Source organism: Pectobacterium carotovorum (genome assembly GCF_900129615.1).
GTDB classification, from domain to species: domain Bacteria; phylum Pseudomonadota; class Gammaproteobacteria; order Enterobacterales; family Enterobacteriaceae; genus Pectobacterium; species Pectobacterium carotovorum.
Genome location: NZ_FQWI01000005.1, coordinates 246,877 through 266,662 on the forward strand (window position 1 = coordinate 246,877; position 19,786 = coordinate 266,662).

At 53.8% G+C, this 19,786-nt stretch carries 18 protein-coding genes; 10 read left to right on the top strand and 8 right to left on the bottom strand.

Going from position 1 to position 19,786, the window contains the following annotated elements; genetic code table 11:
- The 4 genes from BUB06_RS12505 to BUB06_RS12520 are packed head-to-tail and all read left to right on the top strand — an operon-like array spanning nucleotide 1 to nucleotide 4,534.
- Nucleotides 1-1,548: a sugar ABC transporter ATP-binding protein gene (locus BUB06_RS12505; RefSeq protein ID WP_039471351.1), complete on the top strand. Its 1,548-nt coding sequence runs from the start codon at nucleotides 1-3 to the stop codon at nucleotides 1,546-1,548.
- A complete protein-coding gene (locus BUB06_RS12510; protein ID WP_039471352.1) occupies nucleotides 1,545-2,537 on the top strand; it encodes an ABC transporter permease in 993 nt (330 codons plus the stop codon). Before BUB06_RS12505 ends, BUB06_RS12510 begins: the two co-directional genes overlap by 4 nt.
- Nucleotides 2,534-3,532, top strand: a complete 999-nt coding sequence (locus BUB06_RS12515) for an ABC transporter permease (RefSeq protein WP_039471354.1) — start codon at nucleotides 2,534-2,536, stop codon at nucleotides 3,530-3,532. Before BUB06_RS12510 ends, BUB06_RS12515 begins: the two co-directional genes overlap by 4 nt.
- A gap of 60 nt (nucleotides 3,533-3,592) precedes the next feature.
- The gene (locus tag BUB06_RS12520; protein WP_039471356.1) at nucleotides 3,593-4,534 is read left to right on the top strand and encodes a carbohydrate kinase family protein; all 942 of its coding nucleotides are present in this window, start codon (nucleotides 3,593-3,595) and stop codon (nucleotides 4,532-4,534) included.
- Nucleotides 4,535-4,601: 67 nt separating this feature from the next.
- Here the strand turns inward: BUB06_RS12520 and BUB06_RS12525 are convergent, their stop codons facing one another.
- From BUB06_RS12525 to BUB06_RS12535, 3 genes are all read right to left on the bottom strand, one after another.
- Nucleotides 4,602-5,630 (bottom strand): 2-hydroxyacid dehydrogenase, encoded by a 1,029-nt coding sequence (locus BUB06_RS12525; protein WP_039471358.1) that lies wholly within the window; start codon nucleotides 5,628-5,630, stop codon nucleotides 4,602-4,604.
- Nucleotides 5,627-7,174, bottom strand: a complete 1,548-nt coding sequence (locus BUB06_RS12530; protein WP_039471360.1) for an FGGY-family carbohydrate kinase — start codon at nucleotides 7,172-7,174, stop codon at nucleotides 5,627-5,629. The genes BUB06_RS12525 and BUB06_RS12530 overlap by 4 nt, the downstream gene beginning before the upstream one ends.
- Nucleotides 7,175-7,335: 161 nt before the next feature.
- Entirely contained in the window at nucleotides 7,336-7,641 is a 306-nt protein-coding gene (locus BUB06_RS12535; protein ID WP_072012983.1) for an ArsR/SmtB family transcription factor, read from the bottom strand.
- Nucleotides 7,642-7,726: 85 nt separating this feature from the next.
- On the opposite strand from BUB06_RS12535, the gene BUB06_RS12540 reads away from it, so the two are divergent.
- Complete coding sequence (locus BUB06_RS12540; RefSeq protein WP_039471364.1) at nucleotides 7,727-8,815, top strand: NADH:flavin oxidoreductase/NADH oxidase; 1,089 nt, start codon at nucleotides 7,727-7,729, stop codon at nucleotides 8,813-8,815.
- A gap of 388 nt (nucleotides 8,816-9,203) precedes the next feature.
- On the opposite strand, the gene BUB06_RS12545 is transcribed toward BUB06_RS12540, so the two are convergent.
- The 3 genes from BUB06_RS12545 to BUB06_RS12555 form a co-directional block, all read right to left on the bottom strand.
- A complete protein-coding gene (locus tag BUB06_RS12545; protein WP_039471365.1) occupies nucleotides 9,204-10,361 on the bottom strand; it encodes a trans-sulfuration enzyme family protein in 1,158 nt (385 codons plus the stop codon).
- Between the two features lie 45 nt (nucleotides 10,362-10,406).
- Nucleotides 10,407-11,774: a pyridoxal-phosphate dependent enzyme gene (locus BUB06_RS12550; protein ID WP_039471367.1), complete on the bottom strand. Its 1,368-nt coding sequence runs from the start codon at nucleotides 11,772-11,774 to the stop codon at nucleotides 10,407-10,409.
- A gap of 527 nt (nucleotides 11,775-12,301) precedes the next feature.
- Nucleotides 12,302-12,955, bottom strand: a complete 654-nt coding sequence (locus BUB06_RS12555; RefSeq protein ID WP_010298983.1) for a hypothetical protein — start codon at nucleotides 12,953-12,955, stop codon at nucleotides 12,302-12,304.
- A gap of 652 nt (nucleotides 12,956-13,607) precedes the next feature.
- Between BUB06_RS12555 and BUB06_RS12560 the strand changes: the two genes are divergently transcribed.
- The 3 genes from BUB06_RS12560 (at nucleotide 13,608) to BUB06_RS12570 (ending at nucleotide 15,364) form a co-directional block, all read left to right on the top strand.
- Nucleotides 13,608-14,135, top strand: a complete 528-nt coding sequence (locus BUB06_RS12560) for a hypothetical protein (RefSeq protein ID WP_153266395.1) — start codon at nucleotides 13,608-13,610, stop codon at nucleotides 14,133-14,135.
- A 630-nt stretch (nucleotides 14,136-14,765) separates the two neighbouring features.
- Nucleotides 14,766-14,993 (top strand): type II toxin-antitoxin system Phd/YefM family antitoxin, encoded by a 228-nt coding sequence (locus tag BUB06_RS12565; RefSeq protein ID WP_004114519.1) that lies wholly within the window; start codon nucleotides 14,766-14,768, stop codon nucleotides 14,991-14,993.
- Between the two features lie 23 nt (nucleotides 14,994-15,016).
- Nucleotides 15,017-15,364 carry a hypothetical protein gene (locus BUB06_RS12570; protein ID WP_004114521.1) on the top strand — a complete coding sequence of 116 codons (348 nt, stop codon included), beginning with the start codon at nucleotides 15,017-15,019 and terminating at the stop codon, nucleotides 15,362-15,364.
- Nucleotides 15,365-15,740: 376 nt separating this feature from the next.
- Here the strand turns inward: BUB06_RS12570 and BUB06_RS12575 are convergent, their stop codons facing one another.
- Nucleotides 15,741-16,577: a MipA/OmpV family protein gene (locus BUB06_RS12575; RefSeq protein WP_039471371.1), complete on the bottom strand. Its 837-nt coding sequence runs from the start codon at nucleotides 16,575-16,577 to the stop codon at nucleotides 15,741-15,743.
- A gap of 203 nt (nucleotides 16,578-16,780) precedes the next feature.
- Here BUB06_RS12575 and BUB06_RS12580 point away from each other — a divergent pair, with 203 nt between their 5' ends.
- The gene (locus tag BUB06_RS12580) at nucleotides 16,781-17,458 is read left to right on the top strand and encodes a response regulator (protein ID WP_039471373.1); all 678 of its coding nucleotides are present in this window, start codon (nucleotides 16,781-16,783) and stop codon (nucleotides 17,456-17,458) included.
- Entirely contained in the window at nucleotides 17,458-18,855 is a 1,398-nt protein-coding gene (locus BUB06_RS12585) for a sensor histidine kinase (protein ID WP_039471375.1), read from the top strand. The genes BUB06_RS12580 and BUB06_RS12585 overlap by 1 nt, the downstream gene beginning before the upstream one ends.
- Here the strand turns inward: BUB06_RS12585 and BUB06_RS12590 are convergent.
- Nucleotides 18,841-19,758, bottom strand: a complete 918-nt coding sequence (locus tag BUB06_RS12590) for an aminotransferase class IV (protein ID WP_039471377.1) — start codon at nucleotides 19,756-19,758, stop codon at nucleotides 18,841-18,843. The genes BUB06_RS12585 and BUB06_RS12590 overlap by 15 nt on opposite strands.
- Nucleotides 19,759-19,786 lie beyond the last annotated feature (28 nt).

Consider the following 19,786-nt stretch of genomic DNA (forward strand, 5'->3'; position numbering starts at 1 on the left):
ATGGTGGGATATCACGCAGCCCCGTCGCCGTCCGGCGGCGGTCTGGCAATGACGCACATCAGCAAGCAGTTTGCAGGGGTTCCTGCGCTGGACAACGTATCGCTAACGGTTCGGCCGGGAGAAATTCTTGGCCTGATTGGGGAAAACGGCGCGGGGAAGTCAACCTTAATCAAGGTACTGGCTGGCGTTTATGCCGCAGACGGCGGCGAGATCGCTATCGATGGACAGCGGCTGACTGCCGTGACGCCAGCGGTTATTCACGCACACGACATTCGTTTTATCCATCAGGAACTGCATCTGATTCCCCATTTTACCGTGGCGGAATCGGTGTTTCTCGGGCAGGAATTTGTGAGCCGCTGGCGAGGCGTCGATCGTCGGGCGATGCAGCGTGAAACGGAACAGTTTTTTCAGCACACGTTCAATTTATCGATAGATGCTAACCAGCTCATTCGGGATTTAAGTTTGGCGCAACGTAAACTGGTACAGATTGCGCGGGCACTGATTGATGGCAAGGCGCGGCTGGTGGTGTTTGATGAGCCGACCGCGCCGCTGGAGGCGCGTGAAGCTGCGCAACTACTGCATACGCTCCAGACGTTGAAACAGCGCGGCATCGCCATTATCTATGTTTCCCACTATCTCAATGAAATTGCAGATATTTGCGATCGCGTCACCGTGTTACGCAATGGTAAGGGCGTGACGACGCTGGACGATCCTGAGACGAAGGATATCGATGGAATGATTCGTCTGATGGTGGGACGGGAGATTGCTAGTCTGTTTGACGGAAAACGAAAGGCAGAGAAAAGTGAGACGCCTTTGCTACAGGTTGAACAGCTCACGGATCGACAACATTTTCAGCCGATAAGTTTTCAGGTGGCGGCGGGAGAAATCGTCGGCATTGCAGGACTGTTAGGCTCGGGGCGTGAGGCGCTGATTGATGCGCTCTATGGTATTTCGCCTGCCCGTGAGGGACATATTGCGATCAATGGTCAGACGCTGCGTCCGTGTTCTCCGGTACAGGCCATCGCACAGAAAATGGCGCTGGTGCCGCGCGATCGGCGTCATGACGGACTGATTTTACCGCTATCGGTGGCGGACAATATCAATCTGGCTTCTTTACCTGCGGTAGCCTGGCGCGGTTGGCTGCGGCGTAAGCAAGCGGTAGCACAGGCGAATCATCTGGCGCAGACGCTGGATATCCGGCCGCGCGATGTCAGCGTTCCTGTGCGCAATTTAAGCGGCGGCAACCAGCAGAAGGTGATACTGGCGCGCTGGCTAAAGACCGATACCCGGCTGCTTATTCTGGATGAACCGACACTGGGCGTCGATATTGGCGCGAAAGCGGAAATTTATCAGCTTACCCGGCAGCTCGCGGCAGAAGGGCGGGCCGTTATTGTCTCTTCCAGCGATGACGGCGAACTCCTGGGGCTTTGCGATCGCATTCTGGTGATGTGGCGCGGTGAACTCATCGCCGATGTGCCGACGGAACACCTCTCTCTGGATAGCCTGCTGGCGTTGACCAGCAGCGGCCGAACGCAGGAGGCGGAATGACTCGCGCCTTACAATCCATCCGCTCGACGCCGCATTTAGCCCGACTTTTCAATCATATTCCCTTACTGCTGTTTGCGGCGCTGCTGCTGTTTCTCTGCCTGAGTGCGCCTTATTTTCTCAGTTGGCAAAATATCACCATTATTTTACGGCAAAGCGCGCCGCTGGCGATCTTGTGCTTCGGGCTCGTCTGCGTCATTACGGGCGGCGGTGACGATGTGGTCTCCGGCGGTATCGATCTCTCGCTACCCGCGATTGCGGTACTTGCCGTAGCGATAATCAGCGACGGTTTGACGAACGCGGATATCAGCTATTCGTGGTTGATTGTATGCGTGGCAGGGGCCGCGTTACTGGCGGGGGCGGTGAATGCGGCGCTGGTGGTGGCGATTCGGCTACCGCCGCTGTTGGCGACATTAGCCTGTTCCGTAGCCGTTATTGGACTCACCAATTTGCTGACCCAACAGCGACGCATCAGCGTGAGCGATCCGGTAATTGTGGCGTTTCGCGATAGCACTCTGCTGGGTCTGCCGCTGGCGGTCTGGTTTATGCTGCTGGTCTTCCTCTTGTTTCAGTTTATCGTTCACCATAGCCGCTGGGGTCAGCATTTGCAGGCCGCCGGTGGAAACCGCGAAGCGGCGCAGCTGTCGGGCATTTCCCATATGCCATTGGTTATCGGTTCGTATCTGTTAGGTGCATTGGCGGCGGCACTGGCCTCGCTGACGCTGGTGGCGCAAGGATCCGGCAGCTCGCCCGGTACGGCAGAGCCGCTGTTACTGGAGATGGTACTGGCGACGTTTCTTGGCGCGGCGTTCTCTCGCCGTCGGGTGGTCACCATCTGGGGGGCATTGCTGGGCACGCTGCTGGTGAACGCCCTGTCGAACGGTCTGGCGCTGCTGCGAGTCGATATCTTCTGGGTCGGCGCGATTAAGGGCGTACTGATTCTGGTGGTGCTCGCCGCCGCCTCGCTACGCAGGCAAAGGAGTCACGCGTGAAACCTTCTTCTTTGGCGGCGCAACCTGCGTTGCCGGGCGGCAGACTGGGGCTGTCGTTCTTTATCCGCTATGGTTTTCTGGTCATTCTGCTGGCTTTTCTGGTGTTTTTCTCGCTGCAAAACCCGATATTTTTGACGTTAGGCAACTGGGGGAATCTGCTGCAAGGTAGCGCGGTGCTGTTGATTGTGGCGCTGGCCATGACGCTGGTGGTGACGGCCGGTGGGATCGATCTGTCGGTGGGCGTTGCGCTGGATTTTGGCGCCGCCTTCGCGCTGGTGGCACTCAAAGTCTATGGTCTGCCGTGGCAGGCTGCGGTATTGGCCGCGTTGGCGGGTGGTGCGCTGGTGGGGTTGGTTAACGCGGTGCTGATTATTCATTGCCGGATTAAGCCATTCCTGGCAACGCTGGGAACCTGGTTTATCGGCAGCAGTATTGAGCGAATCTATACCGAGGGCGGCGGGCCGATCGCTTACCGTCGGATGGCACCGCAGTACCACGAGCTGGCTGTGGGTGACCTGTGGGGCATTCCGGTGCCGATCGTGATTGTCGCGGTGCTGTGGTTTGCCTATTACCTGTTATTTGAACGGACGATTGCGGGTAAACGTATCCATGCTATGGGGTTGAATGCGCCAGCGGCGCTGATTGCGGGCGTTAATGTGCGGCGTACGATGTTCTGGCTGCTGATTGTCACGTCGGTGACGTGCGCCATCGGCGGCGTCGTGTTATCCGCCAATCTGCGTCAGTTTACGCCGCTGGCCGGACAGGCTTACCTGATGGACGCGATTGCCGCCGTTTTTATCGGTACCGCGTTTCATGCGCAGGGACGGCCCAACGTCACGGGGACGCTAATCGGCGTGTTATTTCTCGGCATGATCGCCAACGGTTTGAACCTGATGGGGCTGAACTTCATCGTAAAAGATGCGCTGAGCGGCGTGATTTTGGTACTGGCGCTGGCGCTCTCTTTCCTGCAAGGGCGGCTGCGTCAGCGGCAGTAAATGTTCAAACATGAAGAAAAAGCAGAACACGAATAAAAAACAGAACGTGAAGGGGTCAGCGTGAGTCAATTTGATGCAGTTTTTGTTGGGTTAACCATTCTGGATGTCGCCGGTCGGCCAGTGACCGGTTTGCCTGAAGGCGGCGGCGTCCACTTTATCGATGAAATTCGCCTTAACCCTGCTGGGACGGCCAGCGGTGCTGCGATGAACGCGGCTAAATTGGGTATCCGCACGGCGACGGCGGCCTGCCTCGGTGAGGATGAAAAAGCCGATTTTATTTTGGCGACCTATCGCAAGCTGGGCATCGACTGCTCTCTGGTTCAGAGAACGACGGCGGCGTCGACCTCGGCGACGATTCTGACCATTCGCCCAGACGGTGAGCGCCCGGCATTGCACTATCGCGGGGCGTCAGATCACCTGTTCATCAACGATCAGGATTTTGACGCTGTGTGCAATGCGCGTTTCTTACACCACGGCGGTACAGGGCTGTTGGCGAAAATGGATCAGGGGCAGAGTGCGCGTCTGCTTCGCCACGCCAAAGCTAAAGGGCTGACGACCAGCTTCGATCTGATTGCGCCGAATGCAGAGACGCTTTCGCTGCTGACACCGCTGCTGCCGGATGTAGACTACTTTATGCCGTCGCTTGAAGAGGCTGCGTTTATCTCCGGCCTGACGCAACCGGCAGAGATTGCGGCTTTCTTTCTCGATCGCGGCGTTGGCACCTGTATTTTCAAAGCCGGCTCGGCAGGATCTTACGTGTTCAGTCAGGATGTTGCGCTGCGCATTCCCGCCTACCGTGTGGCGGTATCGGATACCACTGGCTGCGGCGACAGCTACTGTGGCGGCTTTATTGCCGGTCTGGCGAAAGGCTGGGGTCTGGAACAGGCTTGCCAGCTTGGTTCGGCAGTGTCTGGGCTGGTGGCTACCGGGCTGGGCTCTGATGCGGGCGTGATTGACTGGGAACATACGTTGCAGTTTATGGCAGAAGCGCCTACCTATTAGTAGGTGCTGACCTACTAGGAGACATTGACCTACTAGGAGACATTGACCTACTCGATCGGTGCCGCGTTTATTTCCATTCGTAAAGCAGCGGTTCGCCGCGAATGAACCGCTGTAGGTCGGCGGCGATCATTGCGGTGTGCTTCACCAACGTCTCCCGCGTCGCACCGGCAATATGTGGCGTGAGTACCACGTTATCAAATTCGGTAATAAACGGGTGATGACGCCAGAGCGGCTCGCTGTCATAAACGTCAAGTGCGGCACCTGCCAGCCACTTTTCGCGTAGCGCCGTGATCAGATCGGCTTCGACAACGACGGCGGCACGCGAGGTGTTGATCAGATAGGCGTTGGGGCGCATGATTCTGAGCCTGTCGAGGTTGACCAGCCCTTTGGTCTGCGGCGTGCTGTTCAGGTGCAGGCTGACGAAATCGGACTGAGAAAACAGCTCGTCCAGCGTGGTTTTGCGAATGCCCGGTTCGTCGATCTCTTCGGCGGCAACGTACGGATCCGCAATCAGCAGTTGCATACCGAAGGCGCGCGCCAGTTTCCCGACCCGATGACCAATGCTGCCATAGCCGATGATGCCGAGCGTCTTATTACGCAGCTCGCCGCCTTTGAACACTTCATACGGGCTGTGCTTGTCTACGTCCCACACTACGTCCTGCCGTAATCCGGCCTGCGTCTGTGTCGCGCTGTGGGTTTCACGCGTGAACTCACCGCGTTTGAGCGCGCTATGGGCCTGAGGGATGTGGCGTGTGGCATTCAGCATCAGCGCCAACGTTAATTCTGCTGCGGCATCGGCATTGCGCCCGGGCGTGTAAAGGACCGGAATTTCCCGGCGGCGTGCGGCCTCGATATCGATGTTAACCGGGTTGGCGCGGGTACAGGCGATGAGCCGCAGGTGAGGGCAAGCCTCAATGACGCGGGCGGTAATATCGTCATAGCTGGTGACGATAACGTTGGCGTTCTCCGCCAGATGAATCAGCGCCGCTTCGCTCAGTTTGGGCTGACCGATAGCCCAGCCGTCTACCACCAACTCCCCCAGCGCCTGAAAGGCATCAAGGTTGCCGCCATATTCGGCGGTAAATACGATTTTCATGAAGCAATACTTTCCTGTGAGGTAGGAACCATGTGCGAGTGTGCTGCGCCTCGGTTCTCTAGTGCATTAAGCGCCTGAGCCCGTGCCTGCCAGAGTGGCTGTAGCTGGTCGCGCAGCTGGCGAAAAACCGGAAACAGTGTCTGATACTGCCGATGGGCGTCAGCATCGGGGAGAAACGTCGACGCCTGCGCATTGGCGGCGGGAACGATGTTGGCGCTTTCTCCGACGGACAGGGCGGCAAGGCGAGCGGCACCGCATGCGCTGAGCTCTTTGACCGAACTGGCGATCACCCGCCGTCCGGTGCAGTCCGCGATGATTTGCAGCCAAGTCGCTGAGGCCGCACCGCCACCGGCGATGTAGAGATCGCCGTGGGCAGGATAGCCACTGAGCGAATCGGTAATCGCATAGGCGAGCCCCTCAAAGACCGCGCGCAGTAAATGCGCGTTGGTCGTGGATTGTTCGATACCAAAAAATCCCGCCCGTGCCGATGTGCTGTAAAACGGTGCGCGTTCACCATTAAGGTAAGGCTGATAGAAGACGCCGCCGCTGCCGGGTGGCACGCGAGAAATACGCGCGTTGATCGTCTGAAAATCGGCCTCATCAGCCAATGTGCTCAACGCCCAGTCGATATTCGGCGTGCCTGACTGCATGGCGAAGAGGTTGAGATAGTGTCCCGGCCAGGCGTGTGCGACAAACCGGGTTTGTAGGCTCACCTGCGTTAAACCACGGCACACGATGCCGGTACAGCAGGTGGTGCCGAGAATGGTAAAGATATCGCCGTCGTGAATGGCGCCGATACCCAGCGCGGCGGCAGATACATCCAGTGCGCCTGCACAAACGGGGATTCCCGTGGGCAACCCCGTTTGTGCGGCGACGCTGTCGCTTAGCGTTCCGGCGATGTCATCGGGATAAAGCAGCGGCGGAAAAAGCGGCCTAATCGACTGTAACTCCAGCTTATCCAACACGGTTTTTGACAGCGTCTCGCTATGCAGATCCAGCAACGACGTACCCGCATCTGTCAGTTCCAGATTCGCCTGTCCCGTCAGCCGAAAGCGAACCCAGTCTTTGGCAAAAAAGAAGTAATCGGCCTCGTTCAGCGCATCCGGCTGATGCTGTGCAAGCCAGCGTAGCTGCTGCGCGCTGTTACAAGGGAGCAGGGGAGAACCGGTTTCCGGAAAGAGCGTCGCTTCTAGGTTTGGGCGCTGTTTAAGCTGATAAACCTGTTCCGCTGTGCGGGTATCGCTCCAGAGGATGGCCTGCCGAATGGGTTGCCCGTTGCGATCGCTCAACCAGACGCCTTCACCCTGTCCGGCCAGCCCGATGGCGCGCACGCGACCCTGTTGTAGCAGCGGTGAAGCAGCCAGCGTTTTCAGGGTAGAGAGCACACCGTCCCACACATGAGACATATCTTGCTCAGCGTAGCCGGGCAGCGGAGAGTAGGTGACGGTGTTGGCTGACGCAATCAGCAGTTCATTGAACTCGGCATCGAATAGTACCGATTTGACCTTTGAGGTCCCGATATCAATGCCAATGTAGTAGTCCATCCACGCTGCCTCATAAAACCTGTATCAGCATCAGAGTAATGGAAAAATGGCGGTCGCTATATTCATAGAAATGCAAAGCAAAGCATCAATGCTGGAATAGCGGAGAGGTTGGAATCACGGAGGCGGTGCAATGGCGGAAAGGCCGCCATTGATGCGAAAATTTACTCGGCGGGTTGAGACAGAATGGCGTCGAGCAGGCCGGGAAAGCGCTGTTGCATGTCGCTGCGGCGCAGTCGGTTGATGTGCGTAGTGCCGATGTTGGTGGTATGCAGCAGGCCCGAGTCACGCAAGACGCGAAAATGGTGCGACACGCTGGATTTCGGGCGACCCCCGTCAAGCTCGCTGCATGTAGCTTCTCCTTGCACGGCCAGACAGCGGACGATTTCCAAGCGCAGGGGATCGCTCAAGGCGTACAGGACGCGCTCAAGGGTAAACTCATCGGGGGTAGGGTGCTTAAAAGGTCTCATGGGTGAATTATAGCGTCAGGGTTGTCTAAAATCTATTATTCGAATAATATCGAAATATCGAAATAACCAGACAAGGTAGGAAATTATGTCCGCACTGTTTCAACCCTTTAAGCTGAAAGACATTACGTTACGTAACCGTATTGCTGTTGCACCAATGTGTACCTATTCCGCGAATGATGGCCTGATCAACGAGTGGCATCAGGTGCATTATGCCTCGCTGGCGCGCGGCGGTGCTGGGTTGGTTATCGTGGAGGCGACGGCTGTCGCACCCGAAGGCCGCATCACGCCGCACTGCACGGGTATCTGGAACGATGAGCAGGCGCAGGCGTTTGCCAAGGTCGCTAAATCCATTAAGGATGCAGGCTCCGTGCCGGGAATTCAGATTGCGCATGCTGGACGCAAAGCCAGCGCCAATATTCCCTGGGAAGGTGACGATCATATCCCTGTGGGCGACTCACGCGGCTGGCAGACCATTGCCCCTTCCGCAGAAGTTTTCAGTGCGAATCTGTCTAAACAGCCGCAGGAAATGACGCTGGAAGATATCGCCCGCGTTCGCGATGATTTTGTCGCGGCGGCTCGCCGTGCACTGGAAGCCGGGTTTGAATGGCTGGAGCTGCATTTTGCTCACGGCTTTCTGGCACAGAGTTTCTTCTCCGTTCATTCCAATAAGCGTAACGATCAGTACGGCGGCAGTTTTGACAACCGCAGCCGTTTTCTGCTGGAAACGCTGGCTGCCGTTCGCGACGTGTGGCCACAGCACCTGCCGCTGACCGCCCGTTTTGGCGTGATTGAATTTGACGGTCGTGATGAAGAAACCTTGCAGGAATCCATTGAACTGACGCGTCGCTTTAAAGCCGCAGGGCTGGATATGCTGAGCGTCAGTATTGGTTTTTCTACGCCGGCAGCGAATGTGCCGTGGGCACCCGCCTTTATGGGGCCGATTGCTAAGCAGGTACGCGAACAGGCCGATCTTCCTGTCTCTTCCGCCTGGGGCTTCGGCACGCCGGAACTGGCTGAACAGGCGGTGGCATCGGGTCAGTTGGATCTGGTGATGGTAGGCAAAGCGCATTTGGCGAACCCGCACTGGAGCTATCAGGCCGCCCGCGAACTGGGCATCGAACGCGCCTCGTGGACGCTGCCAGCACCTTACGCTCACTGGCTGGAGCGTTATTAATCACGACTCACGATTGCAGGCGGCGTTTGTTAGTTAAGACCACTGACAAACTTAAGCCAAATCGTATTGTTCATGGTATTTCTCCGCATGGCGTAAAAAATTATGCTGAGGTGAACATGAACGCCGAGTGAGCGACAGGACGTCGCGAAAGTCAGTGCCGCGTCAGGAACGCGTCACTGACGGCTCGAAAGGCGGGCATGGTCGCCGAAGGAACCGCGTTAGCGGCATAATTTCCGCCAAAAGCCTGGGTTCTTAGGGCGCCGGCGATTGGGCGCCCTAAGTCGGGCGTGGCATCAATGCCACAGAAAAACTCTGCTGCTTATCACGCACGAAACCTTGTCGCTTTCTTGCACTGGAATGTGTTCTGCATCAGCTAGGTTGTGTGCAGTTAACTCACGGCGTTCACATTCAGTGCCTGATACAGGTCGTCGATTAAGTCCTGCACATTTTCAATCCCCACTGATAAACGCAGCAACTGTGGCGTGATGCCTTTTTGTCGTCTTTTTTCCAACGGCACGGAAGCGTGGGTCATGGAGTAGGGCTGGCTAATCAGGCTTTCCACGCCGCCCAGACTCTCTGCCAGCGTAAATAGCCGCGTGCGCTTAATAACCTCACGCGCATAGTCCTCATCGCCTTTCAACCTCACAGAGATCATGCCGCCAAAGCCGCGCATCTGCTGCTGTGCCAAGCCGTGCTGCGGGTGACTCGGTAGCCCCGGATAGTAAACCTGCTCCACCTGCGGCTGGAGTTCCAGCCAGTGTGCGAGTTGAAGGGCGCTTTGATTGTGACGTTCAATTCGCAGCGCCAGCGTGCGGATGCCGCGCAGCGTCAGGAAGCTGCTGAATGGGTCGAGCACGCCGCCAATCGCATTTTGCAGATAGGCCAGCTGTGACGCCAGTTCACTGTTCTTGCCGACCACCGCCAGCCCGGCAATCACGTCTGAATGGCCGTTGAGGTATTTGGTTGCGGAGTGCACCACGATATCAAACCCCACATCCAGCGGGCGCTGAATCGCCGGTGAAGCAAACGTGTTATCCGCCACGCTGATGATCTGATGCTTTTTAGCTAGCGTGGCGATGGCTGCCAGATCGGCCAGTTTCAGCAGTGGATTGGTCGGCGTTTCGACCCAAATCATTTTTGTCTGCGGCGTAATGGCGTGTTCCAGCGCGGTGAGATCGGCGGGGTCAACGTAGGTCACCTGTAATCCGGCGGTGCGCTTGCGGACATTTTCTAACAGACGCCAGGTGCCTCCGTAGAGATCGTCCACAGCCACAATATGGCTACCCTGATCGAGCAGTTCCAACAACGTAGAACTGGCGGCTAGACCGGAGGCAAACGCAAATCCTCGCGTCCCACCTTCCAGTTCGGCAATCGCCGCCTCCAGCACCGCACGCGTCGGGTTGCCGCTGCGTGAATATTCGTAGCCGGTATGTTCACCGGGTGCGGGCTGAGCAAATGTGGAGGTCGCATAAATCGCGGGCATAACCGCGCCAGTGCTGTCTGGGGTATAGCCCGCGTGAACGGTTTGGGTATCGAATTGAGGCATGGTTCACATCCTAAGTGATAAGAAAAGAGAAGCGTGAGCAACGTATCAGTGAAGCGTCTGCCGCCAGTGGTTCAGGACATCTGTACGCGTGATCAAACCGAGAAAACGATCGCCGTCGAGAATCACGGCGACAAATCCCCGGTCAAAAATTGCCAGCAGATCGTCAGGCGACGCCTCTTTTGGCAGCGTCTTGACCTGATCGGACATCGCCTCGCGCGCCGTCAGTGAAAAATGCTGGGTATCGTTTTTGAGACTGTTGAGCAGATCCCATTCATCGATGACGCCGACGACGCGGTCGTTGTCTAATACGGGGAGTTGGGAGATGTCGTAGAGCCGCATACGGGCATGTACTACGCTGAGCGTGTCGTCAGGTGACACCGAAACCGTGGCACCTTCATCGTGGCGATAGGTGATGAGATCGCGTAGGTCGCCGTGTGACGGGCGCGTGATGAGTCCTTTCTCTATCATCCAGTAATCGTTAAACATCTTGGACAGGTATTTATTGCCGCTGTCGCAAACGAAGGTGACGACCCGCTTAGGCTCGGTTTGTGCCCGACAGTAGCGTAGGGCGGCGGCCAGTAACGTGCCGCTGGAGGAGCCAGCTAGCACGCCTTCCTTACGCAGCAGTTCCCGAGCGGTGTGGAAGGACTCGGCGTCATCAATCGCGTAAGCGTGGGTAACCTGAGTGAAATCGGCCAGTGCCGGCACGAAATCTTCGCCAATCCCTTCCACCAGCCAGCTTCCTGTCTCACCATATTCACCGCGCTGTAGATAGTCCGTCAGAATCGAACCGGCGGGGTCGGCCAACACAAACGCAGTTTGCGGCGACACGTCGGCGAAGTAGCGGGTTAACCCGCCCAGCGTGCCACCGGAACCCACGCCGACGGCGATAGCGTCAATCTGCTCTTCCATCTGCTGCCACAGTTCGGGGCCCGTCGTGCGGTAGTGCGCCTCCAGATTGGCCGGATTATTAAACTGATCGATGTAGTACGCATCAGGCGTTTCCTCTGCCAGACGACGGGCATAGTCCTGATAGTAATCAGGGTGGCCTTTGGCGACATCAGAGCGGGTGAGCCGCACTTCGGCACCGAGCGCACGTAGATGAAAGATTTTCTCGCGGCTCATCTTGTCCGGCACCACCAGAATCAGATGATAGCCCTTCAGTGCGGCGACCAACGCCAGACCGAGTCCGGTATTGCCAGCGGTGGCTTCAACGATGGTGCCACCTGGCTTTAGCCAGCCCTGACGCTCTGCGTTTTCGATCATGGACAGCGCCACACGATCCTTAATCGAGCCGCCGGGATTCTGGTTTTCCAGTTTGACGAACAGTCGGCAGGGGCCGGTATCAAACTGGGTGAGCTCCAGCAGCGGCGTATGACCGATCAGGTCGAGAACGGCGTTGGCACTTTTCATAGCATTTCACTCTGTTGAAAATGGTGGATGCCACATAGTAGATCTGCTGCAAATCGAAACTGAACGAAGTAAATCACCAAAGAATATGCATTTAAGTAATATAATATTCTGATTGGCCGTAAGGATGTGCGGAGGCGTAGCGGTGCGGGCGTATAGACTGCCAACGAAAGGCTTAACAAATCGCGTTGTGACAGCAAAACGCATTTCAAGGAAGAGATAAGATTTCGTGCGTGATAAACAGCGGCATTCTTCTGTAGCACTGATGCCACGCCCGACGTAGGGCGCTTAGTCGCCAGCGGCCTAAGAACCCAGACTTTGGGCGGGAATTATGCCGTTAACGTGGTTCCTTCGGTGCCTATAGAAAAGGTTTGCGGCATCACATGCGTTTGGGAACCTAAGAGAAACCCTCATCTGGATTGGGGCAGATCAATTATGTCCGATCCTCGCTCTTGAGAGACCATCATAATCATTGGCGGAGATACCGACAGTGTCTATACAACTTCTTCGGGATAAGTTCAGGGGATGCGTTATGTTTTTGGGCAGCCCGTGACTTGCGGATAATTGCGACATACTAGATTGAGTTTGTTTTTCGGTTCGAAACCTTTATCCAGCATGCATTGCTGAACATTAGCGGCTTTGCGAAGCGTCGGCACGTAAGGCGTCGAGCCCAAAGGTTGCGGATAACCGCATTGATACATCACCGCCAGTGCCTCTTTGTCGTTTTCAACTTCATGAGAAAAATGCAGCGAGGACCCCACTTTACGCCAAGTAATTAAGGAAAACATGCTCACGCCGGAATCAGGCTTAATCGGATGAAACCCTCTGTCTGCGACAAAAGGCAGTGCTTCTAGCTGGCTCTGACTCAAGGGGTGCCCCTGCTCTTGCTTGCGGCAGGCTGGTGTATCATGGTAAACACGAACGCTGCAAATTTTGAATCCGTCTTTACGGGTAAACCCCATATTCTCCATGCAGTGGTAATACAGAACGGACTCATTATCCGTTTTGGGGATATCGGGGCCGGGGAGTTGCACACCGCATTTACCCATCGCGACGCGTACGCCGTCGATATTCGTATCAGGACGCTGCCATTGTGTTATATCCGGTGCTGCGGGGCATCCTGTCAGCAGGAATACCGATGCCATCAGCAGAGGTAAAGTCACCAGAGTCGATTTTCGGAACATTAAAATCCCTTATTTATTATTGTTTCAGGTAGCATCCATACTGCCCGTATTGCTCCTCTGCAACAACATTGTTCAGGTTTTGATTCTCATTAATAAAAATTTCACCCTGCTTGAATTGACTCAGTCCCCACGTTCTATTCTGAAACATTCAGCTTCGCTGATACCAGGAATGCATTTTTCCGTTCTCACTTCTGCTTTTCGCGCTGAGTGCCCTTAACCCTTTCAGGAACGATATGAATTTTTACGGACGTTAACTTTCTCGCCAGTAAGCCTTTCAACAACTTCAATTGCGTCTGGATCGCCATGCCAGGCCATACAACTTAAACAATCGCCGCCACAATCAAGATTTAGCGTTTCTGGCTCTTTGCTCATTGGCTGGCCACAGGTCAGGCAATGGTTGATTTTCACTGGAAGTGACTTCATTTTGAAGTTTCAGATTAAATAGGTTCCATGTTGTCTAACATACCACTGCAAGGTCTGTTCCTCGCTCATAACTGTCTGATGGGTGACAGGCAGCTTCGTGCCAGGAGCGGACGTTGGCTTGAAGCGTCATTTTCTGTGATGCTCGCCAAGAGTAGCGGAGCTATAAAAAAACACTCTAGTCGGTATAATCTCTTTCATGTTTTTCTTTTCGGTATCTAACACCATGAGCATGTCAGCATTACAACCGCAGATAGTTAAAGCAATGAAACCAAAACATGGAAAGGATTGGATGTTAGTCCGTGGAGACACGGTTTTCGTCCGCTTTTTAGCTCAAAATGATGATGGTAATTCTTTTGAAGTGCAGACACCAACGAGGCCCGAAGAGAGAATTCGCATAGGGGGTGGTTTGACTATCGGATACAAGCTGCCAGTAGACCAGAAGCTCCTTTTTTCGGTCGCTGAGACGTTAGCCCAAGAAAATCATCTTCAACCTGAGAATAAAGTAGACCGCTTTCAGAATAATTGCATCTCCATGTTTTCCATTACTATAGATCACGGCAAAACTATACAAGATGAGGTCAACGAGGAATGGGTCACTCGCTTCTTTGAGCTCTTCGATGCTCATGGGATTTCGACGAATATTGTCGAACCTGGCATGGTCGATATTTATTCTGACCTAAGTGTTGAGGATGGCGAAGACGTTTATCTGAGTGATGGTATGTACATGCGCCCGAACGGGACAATTTACGAACGTTGATAATGTAGGTGCGAAAGCATAAATCAATTCTCGGTTGATAGCCGGGGTATCACTTAACCATATCCGACCATTAGTCCAAGTAGCCCCACTTCTTCAGGCGACTTTTCGTATTCATGACCACTCTATGAGTTAGTTCGCCGCCACGCTCTGGACTTATTTCCTCTGCTTTCAGACGATCTGCTATCTCCTTCTCTCTTTATACATAGACAAAAGTCCGCTCCTCGCTCGTTGAGGTCCTTTATATTTGGGGCTTAGCCCTTCATCGTCATAGGAATCATAGGCATCTACCCACATCCTCACCAGTATTCGGAGGATGTTAAAACGTGCAGATGTTAACTGATAACCTTCGTAGTAGTGAAGGTGAATGCCCCACATTTTGGTTTCGTAAAACCATAAAAAACTTGCCCACTAAAATAAAACATGCTAAGGGGTTGACACTAGTCTTAATTAGGTCTAAATTAAGACCACCTTCGGGTAACCCCATGCGGATGGGGTCACAATATGATGATTGAACTAAAAGCGGCTTAAGTGCCGATGATTTGTTGACCACTTAGCGTCAGCACGGAGTTAAATGATACTCAAATGAAATGAGTTGCTTCGTTAAATAGAGGTTTATTAAGAGGAAAGACTATGAGAGTCGAAACCATTAGTTATCTGAAAAAGCACGCCGCGGTGCTTGATCTTGCAGAGCCATTATTGGTCACACAAAACGGTGTGCCCGCTTATGTTGTTGAGTCGTATGAAGAGCGCTTGAAAAGAGATAATGCAATCGCATTGCTGAAACTCTTAACTATCTCTGAAAAGGACAAAAGCGAGGGACGCACGTATAGTCGTGACCAGTTAATGGCAAGTCTTTAATACTTGCTATGACTGGAGGGCACATGCCTAAAAGCAACACAAAAAAAGGTGTTATTTACACCGAAACGTTCAAACTCACTGCTCGCAATCTTTTGAATTTTCTTTCGACCAGTGTTGAAGAGCCAAAAGAAGTACTTAATAAACAACTCGATGAGTTTGAAAAGAAAGTTGATGTTTTCCCTGAGAGTTGTCAGTTTTCACCTGACTTGCTTGAATTAGGCTGTGACCGTTATCGTGAATGTATTACCAGGGATGGTTATCGCATCCTTTACTCCTACGATACAGAACAGGAGGAACTAACTGCCCATGTCATTCTTGGCAAGCGACAGTCAGTCCTTCAGTGTCTTTTCGAGAGACTAATCGCTTTGTAAAAGCAGATGAATGAAGCCACTTTAGTGGCTTTAATTTTATCTGCGATTTTTTACCAGCCGATTGTTAACTTGAGTAGACCTTCTATCGGGTGATTCGTCATGCCGCTCCACATTGGTGGACGGCAGACCTAGCAACTCCTCGGTCTGGCCGCCTAGTGCCAAAACAGACGCTGTAAACATCACGGTGAGTTAGATCCGATTTGCCAAAAACAGATGGTCCGGTTTGACGGGAGACTTACACTCTGATTAACAGGACATAAGCAGGGCGAGTGGGTGAGCTGAGTACCGCCCCATCATCTGAACTGGGGCGGTTCGAATGTGTACTGATTGACAGTGTATAGCCACAATCTGCCTTGAAGCACGCGTCTAACAACGATCAGAAGCTATATGTCACCTTTAGGCTTCCGGTAGGCGATGCTTTTCGTTGAACAATTGGGCTATTGCGTGCATCACCAGTCAACTGCGTAAAGCCTGCTGCGGCAACCATGCTCCAATTTTGGTTGAACTTGTGCGTCCAGTCAGTGTTCAGTGAATAGGCATAAATCCCCGATCCGACATCATGTTGGGCAAACCCCGATGCGGCCGACTGGGATGCATTTACCCCGTAGTAAGTCTGCATGTACTCGCTAGTCCCCCAACTGCTGGTCAGCGCCAGCGTGACGGAATTTTTCGATGACGTATAGAGTGGGCTGATAATGCCAAAATGCAGGGCTTCACCATTGTTTCGTTGAGAAACCGGCACCTCAGCCTGCAATTGCAAATTAAGCCAGTCCGTCACCTTATACCCCAGACCAAGCACACCGATGGCTGATCCTTTTACGTCACCCATACCTCGCAAGTCGTCGCTGCCGTAGCTGATCGAGTCGCTGTCCATGTCACGATCCTTACGCCCTGCGCGATAGCTCAGCGCGGCGCTGTAATCCAACTTGCCGATGCTGTTACCGTAACCGATACCACGTGTGGTGCTGACGAAGAAACCATTTGCCATAGAGTAATCAATCACCAGGGCAGTCGTGACGCGGCTTTCATCCGAACCAGAATAACGTGGCGCAACATCCACGCCTCCCCCTAGGGTCAACTCGTTGCCCTGTTTCTGTTCTGCTGCCAGTATTGGGGTGGTCAGTAACGCCAGGACAGCGCCCGACAATAATTTTTTCAGGGTACGCCCCAAGAGCGAATGGAGGAACTTATGATGCAGTTCGATGTTTCTCATTAAAGAAGTCCTTGTGGATTCAACTAATTACGATACAAGCGGTTTTAAACACCAGAACGCGCAGTTTGAATGCTCACCCTGAAGTTCTCATGAGCTAAAAATGAAGAAATACTGAAGCAAGTACCGGGTGGCAAATCTGGTAGATTTCCTGATACCGTTTTTTCTTCAGACGTTCTTCATTCACTGTTGATAAAGTAACTATTGTGAACATTCTCCTAATTGAAGACGACCTCGATCTCGGCAATGGCGTACGTATTGCCCTTGAAGATCAAGGATTAGATGTCATATGGGTGCGCCGTAAAGTGGATGCGCTGCATCAACTCGCTCTCTGCGTGCCAGAACTTGTATTGCTCGACCTCGGCCTGCCTGACGGTGATGGCATGAGCCTGATGGCGAACCTGCGTCAGCAGTTCAAGGGGATCCCCGTTATCATCCTGACTGCCCGAGGCACTCTGCAAGATCGTCTGGCTGGGCTGGATGCCGGTGCAGACGACTATCTCGTCAAACCTTTTGTTCTCGCTGAATTGTTGGCTAGGGTGAGAGCCCTTGCGCGGCGCAGTTACGGTTTTCAGAATGAGGTGATAGAAATTCGAGGATTATCTCTCCATGTGCCGACGCGACGCGTGACGGTGGGGGCACGTAATATTGATTTGACGGCAAGTGAATACGCGCTGCTTGAAACGTTAATGCTGCGCACTGACCGCGTGCTTACACGACGGTTTCTGGAAGAAAAGATATTCGGTGCAAAAGAAAACATGAGCAATCCTCTCGATGTGCATATGGGCAATTTGCGTCGCAAAATCGGCGAGGGCTATGTGCGAACGGTGAGGGGCGTAGGGTATGTCATTGATACCGTACCGATTCAGAAGGGGGTAGGTTGATGCGCAATTTTTGGCGCCACCTAAGAATCCCAACGCTCGTACGGAGAATGATGATCGCCCAAATGCTATTGCTTACGCTGCTTTGGTGTCTTTTTCTGACCTACATTTTATGGGAGAACTTGCGTAGCCCCTCTATGCTATTGGGCAATAAGACTTACGAAACCATTCTTACATTGGTTGATCGTATGGGGGATCGCCCGCAGGATCTAACCGATGTGCTGGAAAAGTTCAGCAAGGCGTTGCAGGAAAGTTATGGCGGAGGGGAAGATCCAGAACTGTCAATCAGCCTAATCGTTCGGAAGAATAAAGAGATAATTTATTCATCTGATGGCGCTCCGGCAAGGGTGACAAACACCCGATATGGGAAAATTCAGAGTATTCAGAGTGACGGCCGCACCTGGACTAGCCGTACGCTAAAGTCCGGGAGCTCCGACGCGGAGGTAACGCTGGTCACCCCTGCCGGAGGCTGGAACTTCTTTATATACCTGAACTCGCGTGGATACTACATATTGCCGCTGCTGGTATGCATTCCTTTTCTTTTGTTTCCCGCGTGGCTGTCAATCCGCATTGCAATGCGACCCTGGAACAAGGTGGTAAATGAAATTGCCTTACGAACTCCAGAAGATCTCTCTCCCTTAAAAGAAGTACCAAAGCACAGGGAGCTTCGCCAAATGGTGGATGCTATTCATATATTTCTTGCCAGGGTGCGAGAAAGTGCTGAAAGGGAAAGGGTTTTCATTGCCGATGCCGCTCATGAGCTGCGTACCCCCCTGGCTGCGATGCGAATCAATGTTGAGGCTTTGCAGGCCTATATAAGCAGCGATAATCAACAGGCGTTGCTTGCAGGGATTATCCGCAGCAATGGCCGTGCTGCTCGTCTCGTCAATCAACTGCTGCTGCTGATGCACAGCGAAGCACGCATTGACACGGTTATGGAGCCAGTGCCGCTGACGACGCTCATACAAGAGCGAATGGCCGTGTTGGCACCGCTAGCGGCTGGGCGCAGAATTGAGCTTGAATTCTACTCCCATGATGAAGTATGGATTACAGGTGTTAGGGAACGCCTGATGTCGCTGATTGACAATGTCATTGAAAATGCCGTGAAGTACAGTCCTGAGGGCGGACGGGTTGAGGTAGATCTTCGATCATTAGATAAATCCACGCAGTTACGTGTCTCAGATGCAGGGCCCGGTATTCCAGTTGAATTGAGGGAGCGCGTGTTCGATAGATTTTTTCGCGATCCCAATCAGATGCAAAGCGGGAGTGGACTGGGACTGGCAATCGTCAAAGCGGTTGCCCAGCAACACAACAGCAACGTATACCTAAGTACATCTGCAGAAGGCGGGCTCATGGTAACGGTTGACTTTCCACCCCCAAAATTATCACTGCGCGTGTAAATACGCCTCATACCAGCGGCTGAGCTGTTCGGTCACCGGGCGGTGTTCGGGGTTAAACGGGCGGCCATCCAGCGCTTTTACTGGGGTGATGCCCGCCAGCGTGCCGGTGACAAAGGCTTCATCGGCGGTGAGGGCTTCTGCCAGCGTAAAATCCTGAGCCTTGACCTTCAGCCCGTTAGCCTCTGCAAGGGTGATAAGGGTCTGACGGGTGATGCCGTTGAAGCAGTAACGTCCCGATGACGTCCACAGTTCACCGCGACGGACGATAAAAAAGTTGGTGGAATTGCAGCTGGCGACAAAACCGTGCGGATCCAGCATCAGCGCCTCATCGGCACCGGCCTGCAACGCCTGTAGCAGTGCCTGAATAAGATTGAGGCGACTGTGCGAATTCAGCCGCAAATCGAAGACGTCTGGCGTGCTGGTGCGATAGGTGGAAGTAAACAGCGTCAGCCCGCGTTTTTTCGCTGCGATATCGACGACTTTGTACTCCGCCACGCACACGACAGTTGCGCCGCCGATGATGAAGCGGGGATCCTGATTCGGGGTATGCTTTTTCCCACGGGTAATCATCAGGCGGATATGCGCGCCATCGGTCATGCCGTTGACGGCCAATGTCTTGTAGAGAATATGGGTCAGCGCTTCACGGCTATGGCCGATATCCAGTTGGATCGTGGCGGCACCCTCAAACAGGCGATCGAGGTGCGCCTCCAGTGCGATCAGACGGCCGTTAACCAAACGCAATCCTTCCCATACGCCGTCACCGCACACGTAGCCGGAATCAAAGATCGACACCACTGCGTTATCGCGATGAACAAATTCCCCATTTACATACACCTGTACGTCGTTGTTACGTGGATCTTGCAAATAGGCCTGACTGCTCTGGCTGGATAATGTGGGTTGCATCGTGCTGTTCCTGAATGTGAATGATGAG

Excerpts from the sequence above, each read along its gene's own strand:
- BUB06_RS12505 (WP_039471351.1), top strand. The coding sequence starts at position 1 with ATGGTGGGATATCACGCAGCCCCGTCGCCGTCCGGCGGCGGTCTGGCA.
- BUB06_RS12510 (WP_039471352.1), top strand. The coding sequence starts at position 1,545 with ATGACTCGCGCCTTACAATCCATCCGCTCGACGCCGCATTTAGCCCGA.
- BUB06_RS12525 (WP_039471358.1), bottom strand. The coding sequence starts at position 5,630 with ATGAAAATCGTATTTACCGCCGAATATGGCGGCAACCTTGATGCCTTT.
- BUB06_RS12530 (WP_039471360.1), bottom strand. The coding sequence starts at position 7,174 with ATGGACTACTACATTGGCATTGATATCGGGACCTCAAAGGTCAAATCG.
- BUB06_RS12535 (WP_072012983.1), bottom strand. The coding sequence starts at position 7,641 with ATGAGACCTTTTAAGCACCCTACCCCCGATGAGTTTACCCTTGAGCGC.
- BUB06_RS12540 (WP_039471364.1), top strand. The coding sequence starts at position 7,727 with ATGTCCGCACTGTTTCAACCCTTTAAGCTGAAAGACATTACGTTACGT.
- BUB06_RS12545 (WP_039471365.1), bottom strand. The coding sequence starts at position 10,361 with ATGCCTCAATTCGATACCCAAACCGTTCACGCGGGCTATACCCCAGAC.
- BUB06_RS12550 (WP_039471367.1), bottom strand. The coding sequence starts at position 11,774 with ATGAAAAGTGCCAACGCCGTTCTCGACCTGATCGGTCATACGCCGCTG.
- BUB06_RS12555 (WP_010298983.1), bottom strand. The coding sequence starts at position 12,955 with ATGTTCCGAAAATCGACTCTGGTGACTTTACCTCTGCTGATGGCATCG.
- BUB06_RS12560 (WP_153266395.1), top strand. The coding sequence starts at position 13,608 with ATGTCAGCATTACAACCGCAGATAGTTAAAGCAATGAAACCAAAACAT.
- BUB06_RS12565 (WP_004114519.1), top strand. The coding sequence starts at position 14,766 with ATGAGAGTCGAAACCATTAGTTATCTGAAAAAGCACGCCGCGGTGCTT.
- BUB06_RS12570 (WP_004114521.1), top strand. The coding sequence starts at position 15,017 with ATGCCTAAAAGCAACACAAAAAAAGGTGTTATTTACACCGAAACGTTC.
- BUB06_RS12575 (WP_039471371.1), bottom strand. The coding sequence starts at position 16,577 with ATGAGAAACATCGAACTGCATCATAAGTTCCTCCATTCGCTCTTGGGG.
- BUB06_RS12585 (WP_039471375.1), top strand. The coding sequence starts at position 17,458 with ATGCGCAATTTTTGGCGCCACCTAAGAATCCCAACGCTCGTACGGAGA.
- BUB06_RS12590 (WP_039471377.1), bottom strand. The coding sequence starts at position 19,758 with ATGCAACCCACATTATCCAGCCAGAGCAGTCAGGCCTATTTGCAAGAT.